Origin of the sequence: Chroococcidiopsis sp. CCNUC1 (genome assembly GCF_023546805.1) — a bacterium.
Classification (GTDB): Bacteria; Cyanobacteriota; Cyanobacteriia; order Cyanobacteriales; family Chroococcidiopsidaceae; genus Chroococcidiopsis; species Chroococcidiopsis thermalis.
In genome coordinates this window covers 1,587,901-1,606,213 of the sequence record NZ_CP097480.1, presented here as the reverse complement: position 1 = coordinate 1,606,213, position 18,313 = coordinate 1,587,901, and the positions used below count along the sequence as shown (strand labels likewise).

Sequence of the window (18,313 nt, the reverse complement as noted above, 5' to 3'; positions counted from 1 at the left end):
CCGACTTACGACCTACCAGCAGCCATTTTTGCCGTATTTGCATCTAAAAAATGCTGCGATCGCATGATGTCATAAAGATTTGTCTCTGATTCGAGCAAGCAGGCGTGTCCGCTGTAGGGTAGGACAACTAAACGGGAATTTGGTAAAATTCCGAGCAATCGTTCGGCTTCTGCAATTGAAGGTAAAAGACGATCTTGAGCGCTGGCAATTAGTAATACTGGTTGTGTTAGTTGTCGTAACTGTGTTTTGTCTACATCGAAGTTCTTGATTAAAGCAATTCGCCAGAGAACTGTTTCTGGGGTACTGAACGAATGACTTTAAGCATTTCGCGACGATCGCTTTTAGTTACTCTCCCCAAGGAGGCAAGAAACGGTAACAATCCCACTGCCCCAAATTGGTAGAAACAAGACGGCACTAGATTTGCAAATTGCGAACCCCACGCTAAGAAAGGACGAAGTTGTACGGAAGAAGCAGGATTGACCAAAATAATGCGGCTAAATAACTTTGGTGCTTTGACTGCTACTTTCATTGCTAGACAGCCACCGAATGACTCGCCGCACAAGTAAACTTCTCTTTGAGGATTTTTAGCAAGTTCTTTGTGAATCAGTTGAATCACTTGTGCGCTCAACACATCCCAACTTGTCATATCATCTGGTGGAATCATCAAACAACGCACGTCAAAAGCAACTTCTAAACCTTCAGTTTGCGATCGCAATAACTGCCCCGTTCCATCCATACCTGGTAAAAATACGAATAGCGGATACTCCGGCTGAAGTTTTTTCGGACTGAGGAAACAGGGACGATTGGAGACTATTGGTGTTGTTGTAGAAAATCGGGAATCGGTAGGGGCGCACTGCTGCGCGCCCGTACTAGGAAGTCGGGAGTCGGGGAATTTTGAATTTTGAATTTTGAATTTTGAATTTTGAATTTTGAATTGCTCCTCTGCTCCTTTATCATTCATAACTAGTAACATCCTTGACGTAACAGCGTCTCGATTTCTGTCTCGCAGCGCTCGGTCAATTCTGAGACAACAGCTTTTGCTTGTTTGCCCTGATATTGTTTCACCTGCTGAGGCGTAATCCACAAGGGACGACCGACGAGAAGGGCAACGCGGCGATAAATAACTAAAGGATGCCAGCCAGCGCGATCGAATAAAGGTTCTGAGGGGTCAAATACGCTCAGCAGCCGCAGCGGTACGGCGGAGGTGTTAACTTCTTCTAAAGAGGCGATCGCCACTGGTAGAACTGCCAAGTCCTTGACTGGTTTATGAATCTCTCCACCCGCAGCTGCCCGAATCGCTAAGTGAGCAAATCCGCGCTGAAACTTTTGCATCTGGTAAGGTTGACTAAATTGCACCATTGGCTTTGTCCCTTCGGGAAAGACTCCCACGGCTTGCCGACGTTGCAATAATTCAATTGCTTGATTAAAAAAGCTTTGTTGGCGATATTGGGGAGTTTCCAAAGGAAAACACCCTAATTGACCCGTGACAATCTCGCGCATGACTGGTACTTGTCCCATGTAATGATGGCAAGCAAAGCGGATTGGACGTTCCACTGCCTTCATCAACAGTGGTGCATCCATAAAGCTACGATGATTACTCACGATCAAAACGGCACTATCGCGAGGAATACGGTCTTCGTAATAGAGAAACTGTTTGGTTCCCATTGAAGCCAGAAACCAATCAGAAATTTGCAGGGGGCTGTTTCCACTCATGCACTACTTTGTATAGTTCTTTTATGAGATCGGCAGCCGGCGATCGCTCGAACGAGTTGCTGCTGTACTTAATCTATTTTTACATTTCTTTGCGAACCCGATCGCATATCTTTGGGAATAGGAGTGAGGAGCGAGGAGCGAGGAGTGAGGGGACAAGGGGGACAAGGGGGACAAGGGAGAGAAGAGAGCCCAGGGAGCTGAGGAAGTTGAGGGGACAAGGGAGACAAGGGGGACAAGGGAGAGAAGAGAGCTCAGGGAGCCCAGGGAGCCCAGGGAGCTGAGGGGACAAGGAAGACAAGGAGGACAAGGGAGCAATTACCAATTACCCATTACCCATTACCAACTACCAATTCCCTACACCACTCTCCACTTATACAGTTTCTATCAGAAATTGAGCTAATTTTATAGAGTTTAATTATTCGATCGCGATCGCAAGAGTCATAACTCAAGTAATTATGTAGTTGCATTAAAAGTAATGAAAATATATAACTACCAAGGCTGATATATGATAGAGGGAGTTTTTAAATCCTCTGCTTAAGATTCATGAATTTTGCCGATCGCAGCAAAGACACATTCGCTGTTACAACGCCACTATATTACGTCAACGACTTACCTCATATCGGCAGTGCTTATCCAACGATGGCAGCAGATGCGCTAGCTCGGTTTGAGCGATTGTTGGGTAAATCCGTACTCATGATTACAGGCACAGACGAACACGGGCAGAAAATTCAACGAGCAGCAGAAAGTCACGGGCGATCGCCTCAAGAGTATTGCGATCGAATTTCATCTAGCTTTGTCTCTTTGTGGGAGCTGTTGAACATTCAATACGACCGCTTTAGTCGGACGACAGCAACTCAACATGAAGCCATTGTCAAAGAATTTTTTGGGCGAGTTTGGGATGCAGGAGATATTTACTCCGATCGCCAGCAAGGATGGTATTGCGTTTCCTGTGAAGAATTTAAAGAGGAACGAGAATTATTAGAGGGGAATTACTGCCCGCTGCACCCAAATAAACAAGTAGAGTGGCGAGACGAACAAAATTACTTTTTTCGCTTGTCGCGCTACCAAGAACAACTAGAAGCACATTATCAAAAATATCCCGATTTCATCCAGCCAGTCAGCCGTCGCAACGAAGTGCTGAACTTTGTCAGTCAAGGCTTACAGGATTTTTCGATTTCGCGAGTGAATGTAGATTGGGGTTTTCCCGTTCCCGTCGCGCCAGAACAGACGCTCTATGTCTGGTTTGATGCATTGTTAGGATACGTGACGGCGCTGCTCGATCCTGACAGCGAAGCAACTTTGGAAAATGCTTTAGCTCAATGGTGGCCCATTAACATACACATTATCGGTAAAGATATTCTCCGCTTCCATGCTGTCTATTGGCCCGCGATGTTGATGTCTGCTGGTTTGCCGTTACCAGGGCGAGTTTTCGGACACGGCTTTTTAACCAAAGACGGGCAGAAAATGGGAAAAACGATGGGAAATACAATCGATCCCGTAGCTTTGGTTAAGCAATATGGTTCCGATGCCGTGCGCTATTACTTCCTCAAGACGATCGAGTTTGGTAAAGATGGAGACTTTAGCGAAACTCGATTCATCAATACAGTCAACGCAGATTTAGCAGATAACTTAGGTAACTTGTTAAATCGCACCCTGAGCATGGTGCGCAAGTACTGCGCTGGCAAAGTACCGAGTGTAGGAGAAGTAGCTGCCGAGCATCCTCTGAAGGCGATCGCTACCTCTTTAGGACAAGAGGTGAAACAATACTACGAAGTCCTAGCATTCGACCGCGCTTGTGAAGCGATTCTCGATCTCGTCAGAGCAAGTAATAAATTCATTGATGAGAAAGCCCCGTGGAGTCTCTACAAACAAAAGCGACAGACAGAAGTGGAGGAAGTATTGTATGCTGTGTTGGAATCAGTGAGATTAGCAGCCTATTTACTAGCCCCAATTATCCCACATACTTGCACCGAAATTTATCAGCAATTAGGATTTGCGATTGATTTTAATCACAAAGCTCAAACTTTCATTACCACTCCATTCAGTAGTCACTCAAATTGGGGGATACTGAGCGATATACAACAATTGGGGGAGCCTAGACCAGTGTTTCAACGCATAGAATTGGCTCAAAAGGTTTAACTAATAAGTCAAGCTTACAGGGTCGATAGGAATTACTAAAGATTTGAGCCATCGACCCTGTTCTTTTATAGAGTCTAGTGTTAGCAGGGGCGTTTGCTAGAATCAAGACAATAAAAACTTTCAAAAATAACAATTTTTCTTTTTTTAATAAAAGCTTGAGGTATAACAATCATGTTGAGCAATAGAGATTTTGAAAATAGTTCGATCTTTACGCCAGAACAAGTTTTAGAAAATCGAGGTAAGGTAGCAATCTTTATTGATGGGTCAAATTTATTTTATGCAGCGTTACAGTTGGGAATTGAAATCGATTACACCAAGCTTTTATGTCGGCTAACGGCAGGATCGCGATTGTTGCGCTCGTTTTTCTATACAGGCGTAGACCGTACCAATGATAAACAGCAAGGGTTTCTATTATGGATGCGGCGCAATGGCTACCGCGTGATTGCTAAAGATCTAGTTCAGCTACCAGATGGTTCTAAAAAAGCTAACTTAGATGTCGAGATCGCCGTTGATATGATGGCGTTGGTTGGCGCATATGATACAGCAGTATTAGTCAGCGGTGATGGAGATTTGGCTTATGCCGTAAACGCTGTCAGCTATCGTGGGGCGCGAGTTGAGGTTGTCAGCTTGCGATCGATGACCAGTGATAGTTTGATCAATGTTAGCGATCGCTATATCGATTTGGAAACGATCAAAGAAGATATTCAAAAAACACCGCGCTCCGGTTATACCTATCGTCCTCTCTCCAGCCTGGATCTTGTCGAGCAACCATCCCCCGATGGTTTAGATACGATCGAAACTTCAGACACTTAACGAGGGAGCAGGGAGCAGGGAGCAGGGAGCAGGGAAAAAGAGGACAAGGGGGACACGGGAGACAAGGGAGAAGTCAGAAGTCAGAACTAATTTTTCTCCCTCAGTTCTCGATCGCTCCCGCAGCTCTTTTCTCTCCCGACTCCCTCTTTTTTTGTCAAGATGGAGGCATGAAAAATAATATCTTTCAGCAATTTTTTATGTTTTCTCGCTGCATGGCAGCACCATTAGTAGGTGTAGTACTTGTAACGTTACTATTTGGCTGCGAGCAGCGAACTCAGACAGCAGAAACAGTTGCTCAAGCTCCCTCCTCGCCTCCTCAGCAAGTGCAGCGCGACTTAACTTTTAATGATGTGATCTTAGAGCAGTCAGATAAGCAGGGAAAATTGTTTTGGAAAGTTAAATCGAAGCAAGCAACGTATAGTAAAGATCGTAAAACCGCTCAAGTAGAAAACCCTGTTGGTCAACTGTTTCAAGACGGCAAACCCGTATACGATATTACGGCAAAAACAGGAGAGATTCAGCAGGATGGAGCAAAGTTATTGCTTAAGGGTGAAATTGTTGCTAAAGCTCCTGCATACAATTTGGTATTGCGCGGCAATGAGCTAGAGTGGCAACCAAACCAAGATTTATTAATCGTGCGCGATCGCCTGACGGGAGAACATCCCCAAATGCAAACAGTCGCTCAAGAGGCAAGAGTTAGAAGTCGAGCGGGAATTGTTGAGTTCTTGAATGGAGTCCAGGCAACTGCAAAAGAATCAAACGTGCAAATGCAGACGGAACAGCTAACTTGGCAGTTTCGCGCTCAAAAGTTGATTGGCGATCGCCCGATAAAATTCGATCGCTACCAAAATCATAAAATTACCGACCGAGGGACGGCAGGTCGTGGCGAGTACGATCTGAAAACAAACATTGCTACCTTGGCGCAAAATGCTCAAATTTCTTTACAAGAGCCACCGCTACAAGTGAATGGCAATTCGCTTAAGTGGAACGTTGACACGAAAACTGTAATTGCAGACCAACCCGTGCGCGTCGTGCAGCGCCAGCAGCAAGTCACTGTGAGTGGCGATCGCGGTAGGCTAGAAACGGAAAAACAAGTTGCCTACATGAATGGCAATGTCAAAGGTGTAGGGCAGAAGCAGCAGACTGTTACATCTGACGCGCTTACTTGGTACATTGAAACTCAGCAAATGGAAGCAACAGGCAATGTTGTTTATCAACAATTTCAGCCGCCAGCGACTCTTAAAGGACAAAAAGCCGTAGGCAAGTTGGACGCACAAAATTTTGTCGTTAGCGGGGGTAGGGTTTCGACACAATTCGTACCGCAACCGTAACAAAGGAATTATAGAGGCGCATGGCTGTGCGTCCCTACAGAGGAAACAAAAAAAGTCCGCTCCCAGCGGACTTCAAAATACATAGCTTATGTGGATAAATCCGAACTAATTTGGAATCCCCTTGCCAAGACAAGGGGATATAGCATTAGAAGCGGAATGTCGTTCTCAGCGTACCTACATAAACCGTGTCGTTGTTGTCGTTATGCTCTGGATTAAAGATGACAATGACACCAGGAGTCACATCAATGTTATCGGTGAGCGGAAAGCGATAGAGACCTTCTAAGTGATATGAAGTATCTTGGTCGCGGCGACCGCCAAAATCATTTTTAGCTGTTCTTGGTGGCTGACCGAAGACTAAACCAAGTACGCTACCTTCTTTACCTACATCTTGTAAAGCCAGGGTTGCTGCCCAGTTCCAAATATCAGCAGTTTGTGAAGGGCTGTCTTCATTGAGCGCTACCGTATAACCGCCCCAACCGCCAAGAGTGAAGCCACCCAACTTAAAGCTAGCTTGTACGGCGTACTGGTTGGTGGATGTTGACGCACCGCTGAAGGGGTTGTTAGAAAAGACACTGCCAGTTGCGCCAGAAACGCTAATACCGTTAGTCGCCGTAATATCGCTTACGGTGGAGTTGTCGTAGGTGTGAACGTAGGTCGCACCGATCGCAATGTTATCACTAGGACGGAAGGCAATCTGTCCCAGAGCGGCATAATCACCATTAAACAAACCAAAAGAATTTGTCGGATCGTTAGCATTCCGAGCTAGATAGCTTGCAGAAGCGCTAATTACACCTTTGGGATTTAAGTTGATAGTTAAACCAGCACCATCACCCGCACGATAAATGGGGTTGAAACGTCCGAACCGAGAAATAGCACCGCGACCGCTGCTTTCTAGTAGAGGGTTGAAGGTGAAGACGTTATCGTTGAATTCCCCATTGTCAAAGTCAACTTTGATATCCGCAATTTCGCCAAGCGGGAACTTGTAATAGAAATCGTCAATTTGAACGTCGTTACCTTCATCGCCATCGAAGCCCAGACGAGTCATATTCGTACCCGTCAGACCCGTGCCAAATGGTACAACGTTGCGAGCTTGCAGACGGGTTCTCAACTCGTCTTTTCCGGTGAAACTGGTGTTAAAAGTCAGACGAGCGCGGTCTGCCAAAACAGTGTTGACATCGTTGTCATCACCTGTAGGTTCGCCACTTCCAGATGCAGCTAGCTCGTTACCACCGAATACGTCAGAAACGGCAACAATCACTTCCCCACTCAGTTTGGTTGTGGTAGAGAACTGATTTGCTTCTAGTTCTGCCGTCCGTGCTTCTAGAGCATCAACGCGACCGCGCAGGGTAGCTAGTTCCGCCGAAAATTCTTCCTGCAACCGCTGTAACGTTGCCAGGTCTTCTTTGTTGACCATATCGGCAGAAGCGGTGGCAATCAGTTCGTTCACGCGGTCTAAACAAGCGTTTAAACCTGCGGCAAACTCATAACGGGTCAAGGCGCGGTTGCCACGATATGTTCCATCGGGATAACCAGCAATACAACCGTAGCGCTCGACTAAAGACTGCAAGGCTTGAAAAGCCCAGTCGGTAGGCTGTACGTCAGACAGCTGAGAAACGGACGTGACTTGGGCTAGAGTTTCTGGAGCTTTCTCTTCAGATAACTGGGTAACAGATGTTTGCTGTACTTCTTCCAAAGGTAGGGGTTCAGCAGCTTGAGTCCGAGTTGCTACAAACAGGGTTGCTGTTAGTAAAAGGGGACTTAGTTTGAGAGTATTCCAAATAAGTTTCGACATATATCTTCTCACTCACACCAATGCATAGTTGCTGTTGTCAACTCAAGAGAGATTTCAGCTATCGATCGCTCTTGGCTATCTATAATATTCTCACCAATTCACTCAAATTGGAACCGTGTATGCACTATCGTAAATTCACCGTAATTTCACTGCGATCGCCTCCTAGTAGACTAAATTAGAAGCGGATGAGAACCGGAATTAGACTTTTGCCTTTCCTATTGGTAAACGCAGAATAATGCGTCGTTGGTGTCTTGTTAACAGCCCTTCTTCCTCGAATTGCTGTAACATCCGCGTTACCGATACCCTAGTCGTATTTATAACTTCGGCTATTTCTTGATGGGTAACAGCAACGTCTATTAATCTTCCCAGATCGACATCGCGACCGAATTTTTGACCTAGCCAGATTAAAAACTGCCACAATCTAAGCGAAACGGGTTTGCGGTGAATAATGCTCAGCAATTCCTCTGTTTGGCAAACGTGAGACATCATTGCCTCTACAGTCAAATGCCATAACTCAGATGGAATTATAGTTGTTTCAACACTGGTCAAACACTCAATTTGGTAGGGAACGACTCGCGATAAAGGTTGACCGACTAGATCTCCTGCACCCCAGTAACCCAGAGTAATTAACGTGCCGCTTTCGCTCCAAGTAACAGTGCGCACGGCTCCGCGCTCAATCCGCCATAAAATATTTGGACGAGAGGGAATCAGGTCGTGGCGGGCAAAGAGTCGTTGGGATGACTGAGGAACAAGGCTAGGAGTTGTAGTAGAGATTGCCATAAGACGAGAGGACAAAGGGGACAGTGAGAATTCAAAATTCAAAATTCAAAATTGAGACGGAGACAAGGGAGACAAGGGGGAGAGAAAACAGCTCTCCACTGCTTCATAGCGGTTTTCAATTGGGTAAAACAGACGATCTGTAGGGGCGCACAGCCGTGCGCCCTTACAAATGTCACGCACGCAATCGAGAATTGCTATCATCCTTCTAAAGTTAGTGAGGAAATTTCTGTGGCTTGACCCTGTTGTGTTATGCGACAGAGGGGATTTATAGCTATAGCAAAGACTGACTGTGCGATCCCAAATGGCGATCGCGTTGAGACAAATCAAAATATTATTAGGTAGTAGATCGGGTAAGATTTGCGATCGCGCTTGCCTTTGCCTAAACCATCGCCAAAACAACAATGGGAAAAACGACAGTGTGAAACTTGGCACTTCTGAAGCCATATTTTCAAGTGCAACCGCACTCGCTTTCCCTAGCAAAGACATTAGGGCATTCTGGCACTTGAGCTTCATCAGTCACATGCTCGCTCTTACCTACAACATCTCACCACTAAGCTTTATGACTAAACGTCTCTATTACTAAACTTTTATTATTACTACTTGTTAGCTAGATATTAAAACGCTTAGTTTAAGAAGTCAGTAAGTTTTCATTAAAAAGTGAATTGTCAGTTGTAAGTCGTAGGGGCGGGTTTTGACCAAAGATTTACAGTCGCAGTTGTCTATCTATTTGCGCGCACCCGCCCGTACAGAAGTCGGAAGTCAGTAAGCATCTATTCATCAGCCACCAGCCACTGGTTCCACCGCCACTAGTTACTGGTCACTGCTAAGAGCGTTGTCCGGTAACGATGTAAGCGACTCGCTGACCGACGTTGGTAGCGTGATCTGCCATCCTTTCTAAGTGGCGAATTACCAAAGCTAATAACAACCAAGGTTCTAAAACTCCTTGGATATCTCTTTCTGTTGCTAAAGTGTGATAAAGATTTTCGTATGAGTCGTCTACAACGTCGTCTAATTGCTTGACTGCTAACCCTGCTTGTGCATCTAGATCCGCTAGCGCCATCAAGCTAGCCGCTAACATAGCTTGGGCGTGGTGAGACATAATCTCGATCTGAGGGATGCATTGATGAGGGGGATAGGGAAATAGCTTAATCGCAATTTCTCCTAAGTCCTCAGCATAATCTCCAATTCTTTCTAGGTCTCGCACCAGCTGCATAAAGGCACTTAGTAAGCGCAAATCCTTTGCTACTGGTGCTTCTAAAGTTAGCAGCGCCGCACACTCAATCTCAACGTGGCGATAAAATTGATCGATTTGCTTGTCGAGCAGTGGTAGTTCCTCTGCTGCTGATAGGTTACGGGCAAACAATGCTTGATGACTGAGGCGAAATGAGTTTTCTACCAAAGCTCCCATGCGCAAAATATCTCGCTCTAGACGTTTGAGGCGACGCTCAAAGTGAGTGCGGCTAGGTTGGTGAGGTTGGAAAGGAACAGCATCTACGTTGAGCAATTCTGACACCGTAGTATAAAGGTAGGATTTTATTATTAGTTATAAATCTTGTTAACTGTATCTGTCACTGGCAGGAAAAGCAGATTGTGACGTAAATTACTAACTATATTCACTGTATATAAGCATCTACATTTACTATTATAAGCATCTGCTCTGTCATTGAGTTGGCAACTCAACTTGCAGCCAAGCACCTTTAGTTTCAGGATGGTTCATGGCTTTTACCGTGCCACCATGTGCCGAAACAATTTGTTTGACGATCGCTAAGCCCAAACCACTACCGTGAGTTGTAAAAGGAGAAATTTTCTTTGAGTCGGGTGTTGTTTGTCTAGCTCTGGCTAGATCCCCACGATAAAGGCGTTCAAATACGTAAGGTAAATCGGTCGGTGGAAAGCCGCAGCCAGAGTCAATAATATTTATTTGCACGTAATTAGATTTAGTTTCTGAATTAATTAGTTCGACATTAACCCAAATCGTGCTTTGAAAAGGGCTATATTTGATACTGTTATCGAGTAAATTTAATAACACTTGCGTTAGACGAGACTTATCTGCCTCGATCCACAAAGTTTCTGCACCGGAATAGGATAAACGGAGCTGCTGTCGCTGTGCTAAAGGTTCTATAGTGTGCCATACGGAATCAATCAGCGATCGCAATTCCACTGGTTCGCGCTTGAGCTGACGGCTGGGATCTAACTCTAGTTGGCTTAATTCCAACCAATTTTGCACTAAACTAATCAATCTTTCCACTTCTGGTAAGAGGCGATCGACCCAAAGTTTATATGGTGGTTCGAGTTGTTGCTGTAAGTTTTCTACCACCAATAAAATTGAAGTCAATGGCGTTTTGAGTTCGTGTGCTAAATCGGAAACCCAGCGATCGCGAGTCCGCGCTAAATCGAGCAATGGCTGGCGATTTTCCAAAAATACGCCCACCTGTCCGTTTTGCAGAGGTAAGCTGGCTGCGTTCACTGTCAGCGCTCTCAATTCACTCAGCGCTGCTGCATCTGCACTCGTTCGATGAAACAACCACTCTTTAACCTGCGGCTGCTGTCTTTCTCGCGTTTGCTCGATTAACTGATCCAATTCATAGGAACGCACCCACTCCAATAGTAAGCGCACCTGTCCTGGTTCCCATTTTTGCAAGCCTAGCAATTGCTGTGCCTGTTGGTTGCACCACAACAACTGATTTTCTTCGTCTACTTGCAAGTATCCTACAGGAGCGACTTGCATCAACTGCTCCCAGGTTTGCAGTTTAGCTTGCAACTCTTCCCGTTGCTGTCGCGCCGAAACAATTTCGTGCCGCAACCGAGGGATAGCTCCCAGGGAAGTTGCCATCTCACTATCATTGGATACTGTTCGCAGTAAACGCCGCAATCTAGCTTGTAATTGGGTATACTGCCACAACCACAAGCAAATTCCTATCCCTAGTCCCAGCAAAAACGCCAGCAGTACCATCAGAAAGGTTCAGGATCAAAAGTGGGTTAACTATCACTTTAACCCTTCTTACTAGGGAGCAGGGAGCAGGGAAAAGAGAGCTGAGGGAGCTGAGGGAGCGCAAGGTTGCTGAGGAAGCTGAGGGAGCAAGAGCGGTCAACTGTCTTCACGCAGTGTAGCGTCAGCGCCTACTGTCAACTGTTAACCAACAACCATCAACCTATCCAAATCGATAGCCAAACCCGCGCACCGTTACCAAATATTCTGGGTGGCTGGGGTCTTTTTCGAGTTTTTCCCGCAACCAACGAATGTGAACGTCTACAGTTTTGCTGTCTCCAACAAAATCTGCTCCCCAGACTTGGTCGAGCAATTGCTCTCGCGACCAGACGCGGCGCGGATAAGTCATGAAGAGTTCTAGCAAGCGGAATTCTTTAGGGGAAAGGTTGACTTCTTGCGCTCTGACGGTTACGCGGCACTCTTGCGGATAAAGGGTGACATCTTTAAATTGTAGAATCGGGACTTGTGGTAATACGCCTATGCGCTGGCGGCGTAACAAAGCACGACACCGCGCGACTAACTCCCGCATACTAAAAGGCTTTGTCAGATAGTCGTCTGCGCCAACTTCCAAACCCAAGACGCGATCGGTTTCGCTGCCTTTGGCGCTCAAAATCAAGATTGGTACTTGATTTCCTTGGTGGCGGAGCAAGCGACAGATATCTAAACCATTGATCTGAGGCAGCATTAGATCTAAAATCACCAGATCGAAGGGAAAATCTCCGAAGGTAGGTTCGCTACTCTGAAGTAAGGTCAAAGCTGTACGTCCGTCAGCAGCAGTAGCGATCGCAAAACCTTCTGCCTCCAAAGCCATTACGAGCATTTCCCGAATCAGGTTTTCGTCTTCTACCACCAGAATGCGGCTCATGTGCCCGATTTCCACCTTGGGGGAACTGTTGGTCAATTCGCGAGTAAACATCGTTTTTATCGATCTGTTCTTGCACCATTATTATCTAATCGGAAGACATCCGAAATCCTTTCAACTGCAAATTTCTGGAAATTTAGAGAAATCCAGATCTTGACAGTCTGCATTCACCCAGATATATTTTTTACAGTACACTTGTACTATAAACAGATGGATTGCGGTTAGTGTGTAGCTTTGGGCTAATTGCTAAGCGCTATCTGCCAGTTTTTACGGTCATTTCAGCAATTTTACTGCTTTGCGATCGCCTCAAGGAAGGCTAGCTTAGGATCTATATCTTAGGGTATAGCCACGAGTATTCGTTTTAACTTAAATCTCTCTTAAATTTAGTTGCAGGAGTTGCAATATGAATCGATTCGTAGCTAAAGACAGTACAGATCGTTTGTTAACATTTCAACGCATTCTGGCTGATAGAAAGGATATGTCATTAAAAATTGCTACTAAACAAGAGGAGGCGGACAAGGAAAAGAATAAACAAATTCTACAAACTGCTGCTAGCTATACAGTAGATAACATAGTGAAAGGCTTAGCCGAACTGCAACTAGAGTTTGGCGGAATTGTTAACGGACTATCAGAGAAATTATCTAAAGAAACTTCTAAGTTAGACGAACTCAAGCGTGCTATCGAAGTAGAGACTCAAAATTTACAAGAATTACAACAAATTAGAATTGTTGCTGATACTCTGTACATTTTAAATCAAGAGCATCAAGAAAAATTAAAATTAATTGAGCAAGGCGCAACAACTCAGCAGGAAAACTTAGAAAAAGAAATAACGCAAACACGAAAAATTGGGCAGCAAGAGCAAGTAGAGTTTGAAACAAACCTACAATATCAAAATGAATTGTTAGTTAAAGAACGACAGCGAGAAGTAGAAGAGTATCAATATCGACTCGCACAGACACAAAAAATTAACGCTGATACTTACCAACTGAAAAAGCGTACACTTGAAAGAGAAATAGAAGAAGCAACGCAAGCTAAAGAAAAAGATTGGGCAGAACGGGAAAAAGTTTTGACCGAACAACAGTCATTGCTGGGAGAATATACAAAACAAATTGCTGCTTTCCCTACAGAATTAGAAGAAGCAATTAAAAAAGCTAGAGAAGAAGCGATTAAAGATGTCAACCAGGATGCAAAAGTTAAAGCCGATCTATTTGAGAAAGAATGGCAAGCAGCAAAACAGAGTTACGAATTACAAGTGCAGTCTTTAGAGCAAGTTATTACTAGACAAATAGAGCAAATTGAAAACTTAACAGCGCAAATGCAAGCCGCACAGCAACAAGCTCAAGAATTAGCATTGAGAGCCTTTCAAAATGGAACTAGAGGTTAGGGGAAGAATGAAGATATAAGGGAGACAAGTCAGGAATCCTCTTTCTTCCCCTGCTCCCTGTTCGCTGATAACTAAAAACAGAAAAGGAGATTATTTATGGTAGTAAGAAAACTAAGTGAAAAGAGTACGAAAGCTGAGATCCTAGCGGCTTATGAGGAAATGTCGAAAGAAAAAACCATTCTGAAATCTCAACTCGATAAATTAGCTAAGGAAACTCTCGTAGTTCAAGCAAAACCAATATCCGAGCCAAAACTAGCTATGAATCAATCTGCAACCGTGCAACAAAGAATGAATTCTATTATTGATAACTTAGGCAAAATTCAGCTAGGAGTTGGTAGTGCTGTCAGCGAATTATCAGAGCAGCTTACTACAGAAGCTTCCAAATTACAAGAGATTCGTCGTAATGTGGCAACTGAGACAGAACAATTACAAATTCTACATAGTCTAAAAAAGATCGATGACACAACTTTAGATAGCTTGATTAAGAGCTATGAAGACAATTCAAAAACTTTTAGTGAGGAGTTTAGTCAGAGACGAGAAACTTTAGAGCAGGAAGTAGAAACAAAAGTTAAGGCATGGAATAAAGAGCAAGAAGAATATAAAGTCAAGATTAAAGAACGAAATGAAGCTCAAGCAAAAACTCGTCAAAGAGAGACTGCGGAGTATAAATATAATTTAGAATTGCAGCGTAAATTAGCGGTAGAAGAATACGAACAAACTCAAAAAAATATTTATCGAGAATTAGAGGAGTTTCAGCAAACCCAAGAGAAACAATGGACGGAAAGAGAAAAAGCGATCGCGGAACGCGAAAAGCAGTTTGCAGAAGCAAAAGCTAAAGTGGAAGTCTTTCCTAAAGAAAAAGAAGCGGCACTGAAAAAGGCAACAGAAGAAGGAAAAGGCATCGCTCACTATCAGGCAAAGATTAAATCGGATTTATATGCTAAAGAAGTCGAAGGACAAAAGCGATTTTACGAACAGCGCGTCCACTCTTTAGAACAAACTATTCAAAATCAAGAAGCGCGGATTCAAAGCCTTGCTAAACAATTAGAGGCAACTTCCAAACAAGTACAAGACTTAGCTGTGAAAGCTATTGAAGGGGCAGCGAATGTAAATTCTTATCAAACGGTTAAAGAAATTGCTTTGGAGCAAGCTAAGAACGCCCAGAAAAACAAGTAAGTGCATTCTTCTACAGCTCAAGATGATTGCTCAAGTGTAAGCAACAAGTGTAAGCAACAAGCTATTATTTTAGTAAGATCGGCGCGATCGGCTACAGGTAGTCGGACATACCAGCCTAGCCTGCATGGAAGTGGAAACGACAAATGCAAGATCGACAATTTAGAGAAACTGACGAGATCTACGAAAGCTTAATGGCGCTCAGCAACCAAGCTTTAACGAGCAATCATTATGAAGCTGCTTACCATATGCTAACAGCCGCCATGCACTATGCGAGCGATCTAGGCGACGAACAGTATCTTGCAAGAGTCGAGCAGGAGGCGAAAGCGCAACGCAACTGGATTGACTCCCATACGCCGGAACACCGACTGTCCACGCAGTCAGTCAACAAGCATCATGGGAAGAACTTGTATGACATGTTGGCACGACAGGCAACAGCACAGATCGCGATCGCCAAACAAAAAAATCGAATTAATAGTCATCGGCGTTATCCTTGGCTAGGAGAGCAGTCAGGAAAATTGTTTCCAAAAGAAAAGCAAACAGAATAATTTGACTTGCTGCTTTTGGATTCGATCCTTTCTTTACAAGGAATTTGATTGGTGAGATTACTGGTTCTGGAAAAATAGCAGACTGTCTCATGCCAGTTGATGAAAAAACTATTAAATATTGACACTCGATGGTGAATCGAGGGCAGAAATCATATTTGGTGTAAACAACATTACAAATCTCTACAATCTGAATCGGTAAGCTGTTGAAAACCCTCCGATTGCTCAACAACCGCCATCTCCTGGCGGTTTTTTATTTTCGATCGCGCGATCGCCTTGTAGAGACGTTACATGTAACATCCCTACACTGAAGAACGGCGACGGCGACAGCGTTCGGAACAGTATTTCACCTCATCCCAACAGTCTGCCCATTTTTTGCGCCAGGTGAAGGGGCGTTGACACACTGGACAAATTTTTGTTGGTAGGTCAGATTTAGATCGAGTGCGTGCCATATACAGTTGTTGAGAGAGTAACTAAATTTTACGGAATTGTGAATGAGTCTACTTCCCCCTCTTACAGTAAAAATGGGCTTGCAGCCCCCGGCTACCCCTTGGCAGCGGTAAGAATCGTGCTGGTGGAACCAGCAGGTTCGCTGAATGTGGGAGCGATCGCCCGCGTGATGAAAAATATGGGTTTGCAGCAATTGGTGTTAGTCAATCCCCAGTGCGATCCGCTGTCGCTGGAAGCACAACAAATGGCAGTCCATGCATTCGATCTCTTGCAAGCCGCCCAAGTTGTCGAAACGCTACCAGCAGCCTTGCAGGGGTGTACGAGGGCGATCGCTACGACTGCTCGTCCTCGCACCTTAGACATCCAATTAGAGCAGCCTCAAGAGGCTTTACCTTGGTTAATTTCAACCTCAGAACAAGCAACAGCCTTGATCTTTGGTCCCGAGTCGCGAGGATTGAGTAATGAGGAAATGTACTACGCTCAGCGCTTTATCCGCATTCCCTCCAACCCTGCCTATCCTTCATTGAATCTAGCTCAGGCAGTGGCGATCTGCTGTTACGAACTGGCGAAATACAGCCAATTGGGAGTTAACGATGACAAGAGTGCGATCGCGGTTGACTACGCCTCTGTAGAAGCTTTAGAAGGGTTTTACCAACAACTTGAAGCGCTACTACTCAAAATTGGCTATCTTTACCCCCATACTGCTACTAGCCGCATGGAAAAATTTCGTCAACTATTTAACCGCACTCAGTTAGAAAATACTGAAGTATCAATGTTGCGGGGGATATTAACTCAGATGGAGTGGGCTATGAAGAATTCGGAAGCGTGGAAGTCGGAATTCGGAAGCGATCGGTGATTAGCGATCGCTTATTAGTGCTTTTCTAGGCTATATTTCATCTGAAGATTTATCGCCATTACAAATTGGTTGAGATAAACTTTGACCCAATACTACTTGCTTTTACAACTCATGCAAGCAGTGTTAGGTTATTGTTCAAGTCCAGTTCGCCCTTGTTGTCTTCTGTAAGTCAATGGTATTAGAAAGCGGGTCGTCAAATTCAGGTAAGCGGTCAAACGCTGGGCATAAAAAAGGTCTAAGTAGTTCGCAGCAGCGCGAACAGGCTAAGATGCGCAATCCACGTGGGCGTTTCTCACCACAAGACGCTCGTATAGTCTCTGGGGAATCTAGAAACAGCGATAGGAAAAACCGTAGCCAAACAGTGACTTCTTCTGGAGATAATGGTAGCAGAAGAGTTACTGGCGAGACACTGCCAACACCAACTAGAAAACAGAGTAAGCAAAGACAACACCCGCAGCGTCAAAATAAATTGATTGTATACGCCTTGCGGTTGTTAATTCTGGGAATTGGCATCAGCGCGATCGCGGGTACGGTGCTATCGGCTTTAGACCCTACCACACGCATCACCTCTGAAGAAATACCAATTACGGCGATGGAAGTTATGCCGCAGCTACAAGCTAGAGAAACTATTGCCCATGCTGCACCACTTCAGCCAACCCAAGAAATTACAGCACTAAAAACGCTGATGCAACAATTGGCAGCGAACAACACTCAGTTGTTTCCTGGCATGTTTTTTATCGATACCGAGACAGGCACTTATCTAAATTGGAATGGAGATACAACTTTTGCGGCTGCAAGTACGATCAAATTTCCCATCTTGGTTGCTTTTTTTCAAGATGTAGACGCGGGCAAGATTCGATTAGACGAAAAGTTAACTTTAAAAAAAGAATTAGTTGGTGGTGGTGCGGGAGGCTTTCAATACAAGCCGTTGGGTAGTCAGTTTACTGCCTTAGAGACGGCAACTCAGATGATTATTGTCAGCGATAACACGGCAACTAATTTGCTCATAGAACGTTTAGGTGGTATAGCAGCTTTGAATCAGCGGTTCAAAAACTGGGGTTTGACCGTAACAGAATTGCGGAACTTGTTACCAGATCTGGAAGGGACAAACACGACCAGTCCTAAAGATTTAGCGCAATTAATGGTAGCAGTGCAAAAAGGAGATCTAATTTCTGTCAAATCGCGCGATCGCCTACTCAATATTATGCGCCGCACGCATACAGCCACGCTATTACCAAAAGGGTTGGGACCAGGGGCGACAATTGCTCACAAAACTGGAGATATTGGTTCAATGGTAGGGGATGTCGGTTTAGTCGATCTGCTCAGCGGTAAACGCTATGTTGCCGTTGCTATGGTCAAGCGCCCCCACAATAACGCACAGGCAAAAGAACTGATCCGACAAGTCTCGCGTGCTGCTTACCAAGAGTTTAGTAAGTGAGCGGTAATTGGTAGTTAGTGGTTGGTGTGTCTTCAATTCCGAATTCCG

At 44.7% G+C, this 18,313-nt stretch carries 17 protein-coding genes and 1 pseudogene; 9 read left to right on the top strand and 9 right to left on the bottom strand.

Going from position 1 to position 18,313, the window contains the following annotated elements; genetic code table 11:
- Nucleotides 1-5: 5 nt before the first annotated feature.
- Together M5J74_RS33335 and M5J74_RS07500 are read right to left on the bottom strand one after the other, a co-directional pair.
- Nucleotides 6-736: pseudogene (locus M5J74_RS33335) on the bottom strand (alpha/beta fold hydrolase).
- A gap of 227 nt (nt 737-963) precedes the next feature.
- Nucleotides 964-1,713: a 1-acyl-sn-glycerol-3-phosphate acyltransferase gene (locus M5J74_RS07500; protein WP_250016181.1), complete on the bottom strand. Its 750-nt coding sequence runs from the start codon at nt 1,711-1,713 to the stop codon at nt 964-966.
- Nucleotides 1,714-1,736: 23 nt separating this feature from the next.
- Between M5J74_RS07500 and M5J74_RS07495 the strand changes: the two genes are divergently transcribed.
- The 4 genes from M5J74_RS07495 (at nt 1,737) to lptC (ending at nt 5,996) form a co-directional block, all read left to right on the top strand.
- Complete coding sequence (locus M5J74_RS07495; protein WP_250016180.1) at nt 1,737-1,994, top strand: hypothetical protein; 258 nt, start codon at nt 1,737-1,739, stop codon at nt 1,992-1,994.
- Nucleotides 1,995-2,256: 262 nt separating this feature from the next.
- Entirely contained in the window at nt 2,257-3,852 is a 1,596-nt protein-coding gene (metG, locus tag M5J74_RS07490; protein WP_015153514.1) for a methionine--tRNA ligase, read from the top strand.
- Nucleotides 3,853-4,023: 171 nt separating this feature from the next.
- Nucleotides 4,024-4,665, top strand: coding sequence for an NYN domain-containing protein (locus M5J74_RS07485; protein WP_015153513.1), 642 nt, complete (start codon nt 4,024-4,026; stop codon nt 4,663-4,665).
- A gap of 167 nt (nt 4,666-4,832) precedes the next feature.
- Entirely contained in the window at nt 4,833-5,996 is a 1,164-nt protein-coding gene (gene lptC, locus M5J74_RS07480; protein ID WP_199755393.1) for an LPS export ABC transporter periplasmic protein LptC, read from the top strand.
- A 145-nt stretch (nt 5,997-6,141) separates the two neighbouring features.
- Here the strand turns inward: lptC and M5J74_RS07475 are convergent, their stop codons facing one another.
- From M5J74_RS07475 to M5J74_RS07450, 6 genes are all read right to left on the bottom strand, one after another.
- Nucleotides 6,142-7,788, bottom strand: a complete 1,647-nt coding sequence (locus M5J74_RS07475) for an iron uptake porin (protein WP_015153511.1) — start codon at nt 7,786-7,788, stop codon at nt 6,142-6,144.
- Nucleotides 7,789-7,986: 198 nt separating this feature from the next.
- Nucleotides 7,987-8,568 carry a Crp/Fnr family transcriptional regulator gene (locus tag M5J74_RS07470; protein ID WP_015153510.1) on the bottom strand — a complete coding sequence of 194 codons (582 nt, stop codon included), beginning with the start codon at nt 8,566-8,568 and terminating at the stop codon, nt 7,987-7,989.
- Nucleotides 8,569-8,613: 45 nt separating this feature from the next.
- Entirely contained in the window at nt 8,614-9,054 is a 441-nt protein-coding gene (locus tag M5J74_RS07465) for a hypothetical protein (RefSeq protein WP_250016179.1), read from the bottom strand.
- 337 nt (nt 9,055-9,391) lie between these two features.
- Nucleotides 9,392-9,976, bottom strand: a complete 585-nt coding sequence (phoU, locus tag M5J74_RS07460) for a phosphate signaling complex protein PhoU (RefSeq protein WP_106166815.1) — start codon at nt 9,974-9,976, stop codon at nt 9,392-9,394.
- A 252-nt stretch (nt 9,977-10,228) separates the two neighbouring features.
- Nucleotides 10,229-11,521 (bottom strand): cell wall metabolism sensor histidine kinase WalK, encoded by a 1,293-nt coding sequence (locus M5J74_RS07455; protein WP_250016178.1) that lies wholly within the window; start codon nt 11,519-11,521, stop codon nt 10,229-10,231.
- A gap of 199 nt (nt 11,522-11,720) precedes the next feature.
- Entirely contained in the window at nt 11,721-12,473 is a 753-nt protein-coding gene (locus tag M5J74_RS07450) for a response regulator transcription factor (protein WP_015153506.1), read from the bottom strand.
- A gap of 349 nt (nt 12,474-12,822) precedes the next feature.
- Between M5J74_RS07450 and M5J74_RS07445 the strand changes: the two genes are divergently transcribed.
- The 3 genes from M5J74_RS07445 (at nt 12,823) to M5J74_RS07435 (ending at nt 15,524) form a co-directional block, all read left to right on the top strand.
- The gene (locus M5J74_RS07445; RefSeq protein WP_250016177.1) at nt 12,823-13,803 is read left to right on the top strand and encodes a hypothetical protein; all 981 of its coding nucleotides are present in this window, start codon (nt 12,823-12,825) and stop codon (nt 13,801-13,803) included.
- A 96-nt stretch (nt 13,804-13,899) separates the two neighbouring features.
- On the top strand, nt 13,900-14,979 hold the full coding sequence (locus M5J74_RS07440) for a hypothetical protein (RefSeq protein WP_250016176.1): 1,080 nt from the start codon (nt 13,900-13,902) through the stop codon (nt 14,977-14,979).
- A 143-nt stretch (nt 14,980-15,122) separates the two neighbouring features.
- The gene (locus M5J74_RS07435; RefSeq protein WP_106217250.1) at nt 15,123-15,524 is read left to right on the top strand and encodes a hypothetical protein; all 402 of its coding nucleotides are present in this window, start codon (nt 15,123-15,125) and stop codon (nt 15,522-15,524) included.
- Nucleotides 15,525-15,823: 299 nt separating this feature from the next.
- Here the strand turns inward: M5J74_RS07435 and M5J74_RS07430 are convergent, their stop codons facing one another.
- Nucleotides 15,824-15,973 (bottom strand): DUF2256 domain-containing protein, encoded by a 150-nt coding sequence (locus tag M5J74_RS07430; RefSeq protein WP_015153501.1) that lies wholly within the window; start codon nt 15,971-15,973, stop codon nt 15,824-15,826.
- A 38-nt stretch (nt 15,974-16,011) separates the two neighbouring features.
- Here M5J74_RS07430 and M5J74_RS07425 point away from each other — a divergent pair, with 38 nt between their 5' ends.
- Entirely contained in the window at nt 16,012-16,827 is an 816-nt protein-coding gene (locus M5J74_RS07425; protein WP_233222877.1) for an RNA methyltransferase, read from the top strand.
- A 268-nt stretch (nt 16,828-17,095) separates the two neighbouring features.
- The gene (locus M5J74_RS07420) at nt 17,096-18,265 is read left to right on the top strand and encodes a serine hydrolase (protein WP_250016175.1); all 1,170 of its coding nucleotides are present in this window, start codon (nt 17,096-17,098) and stop codon (nt 18,263-18,265) included.
- Nucleotides 18,266-18,313: the final 48 nt, after the last annotated feature.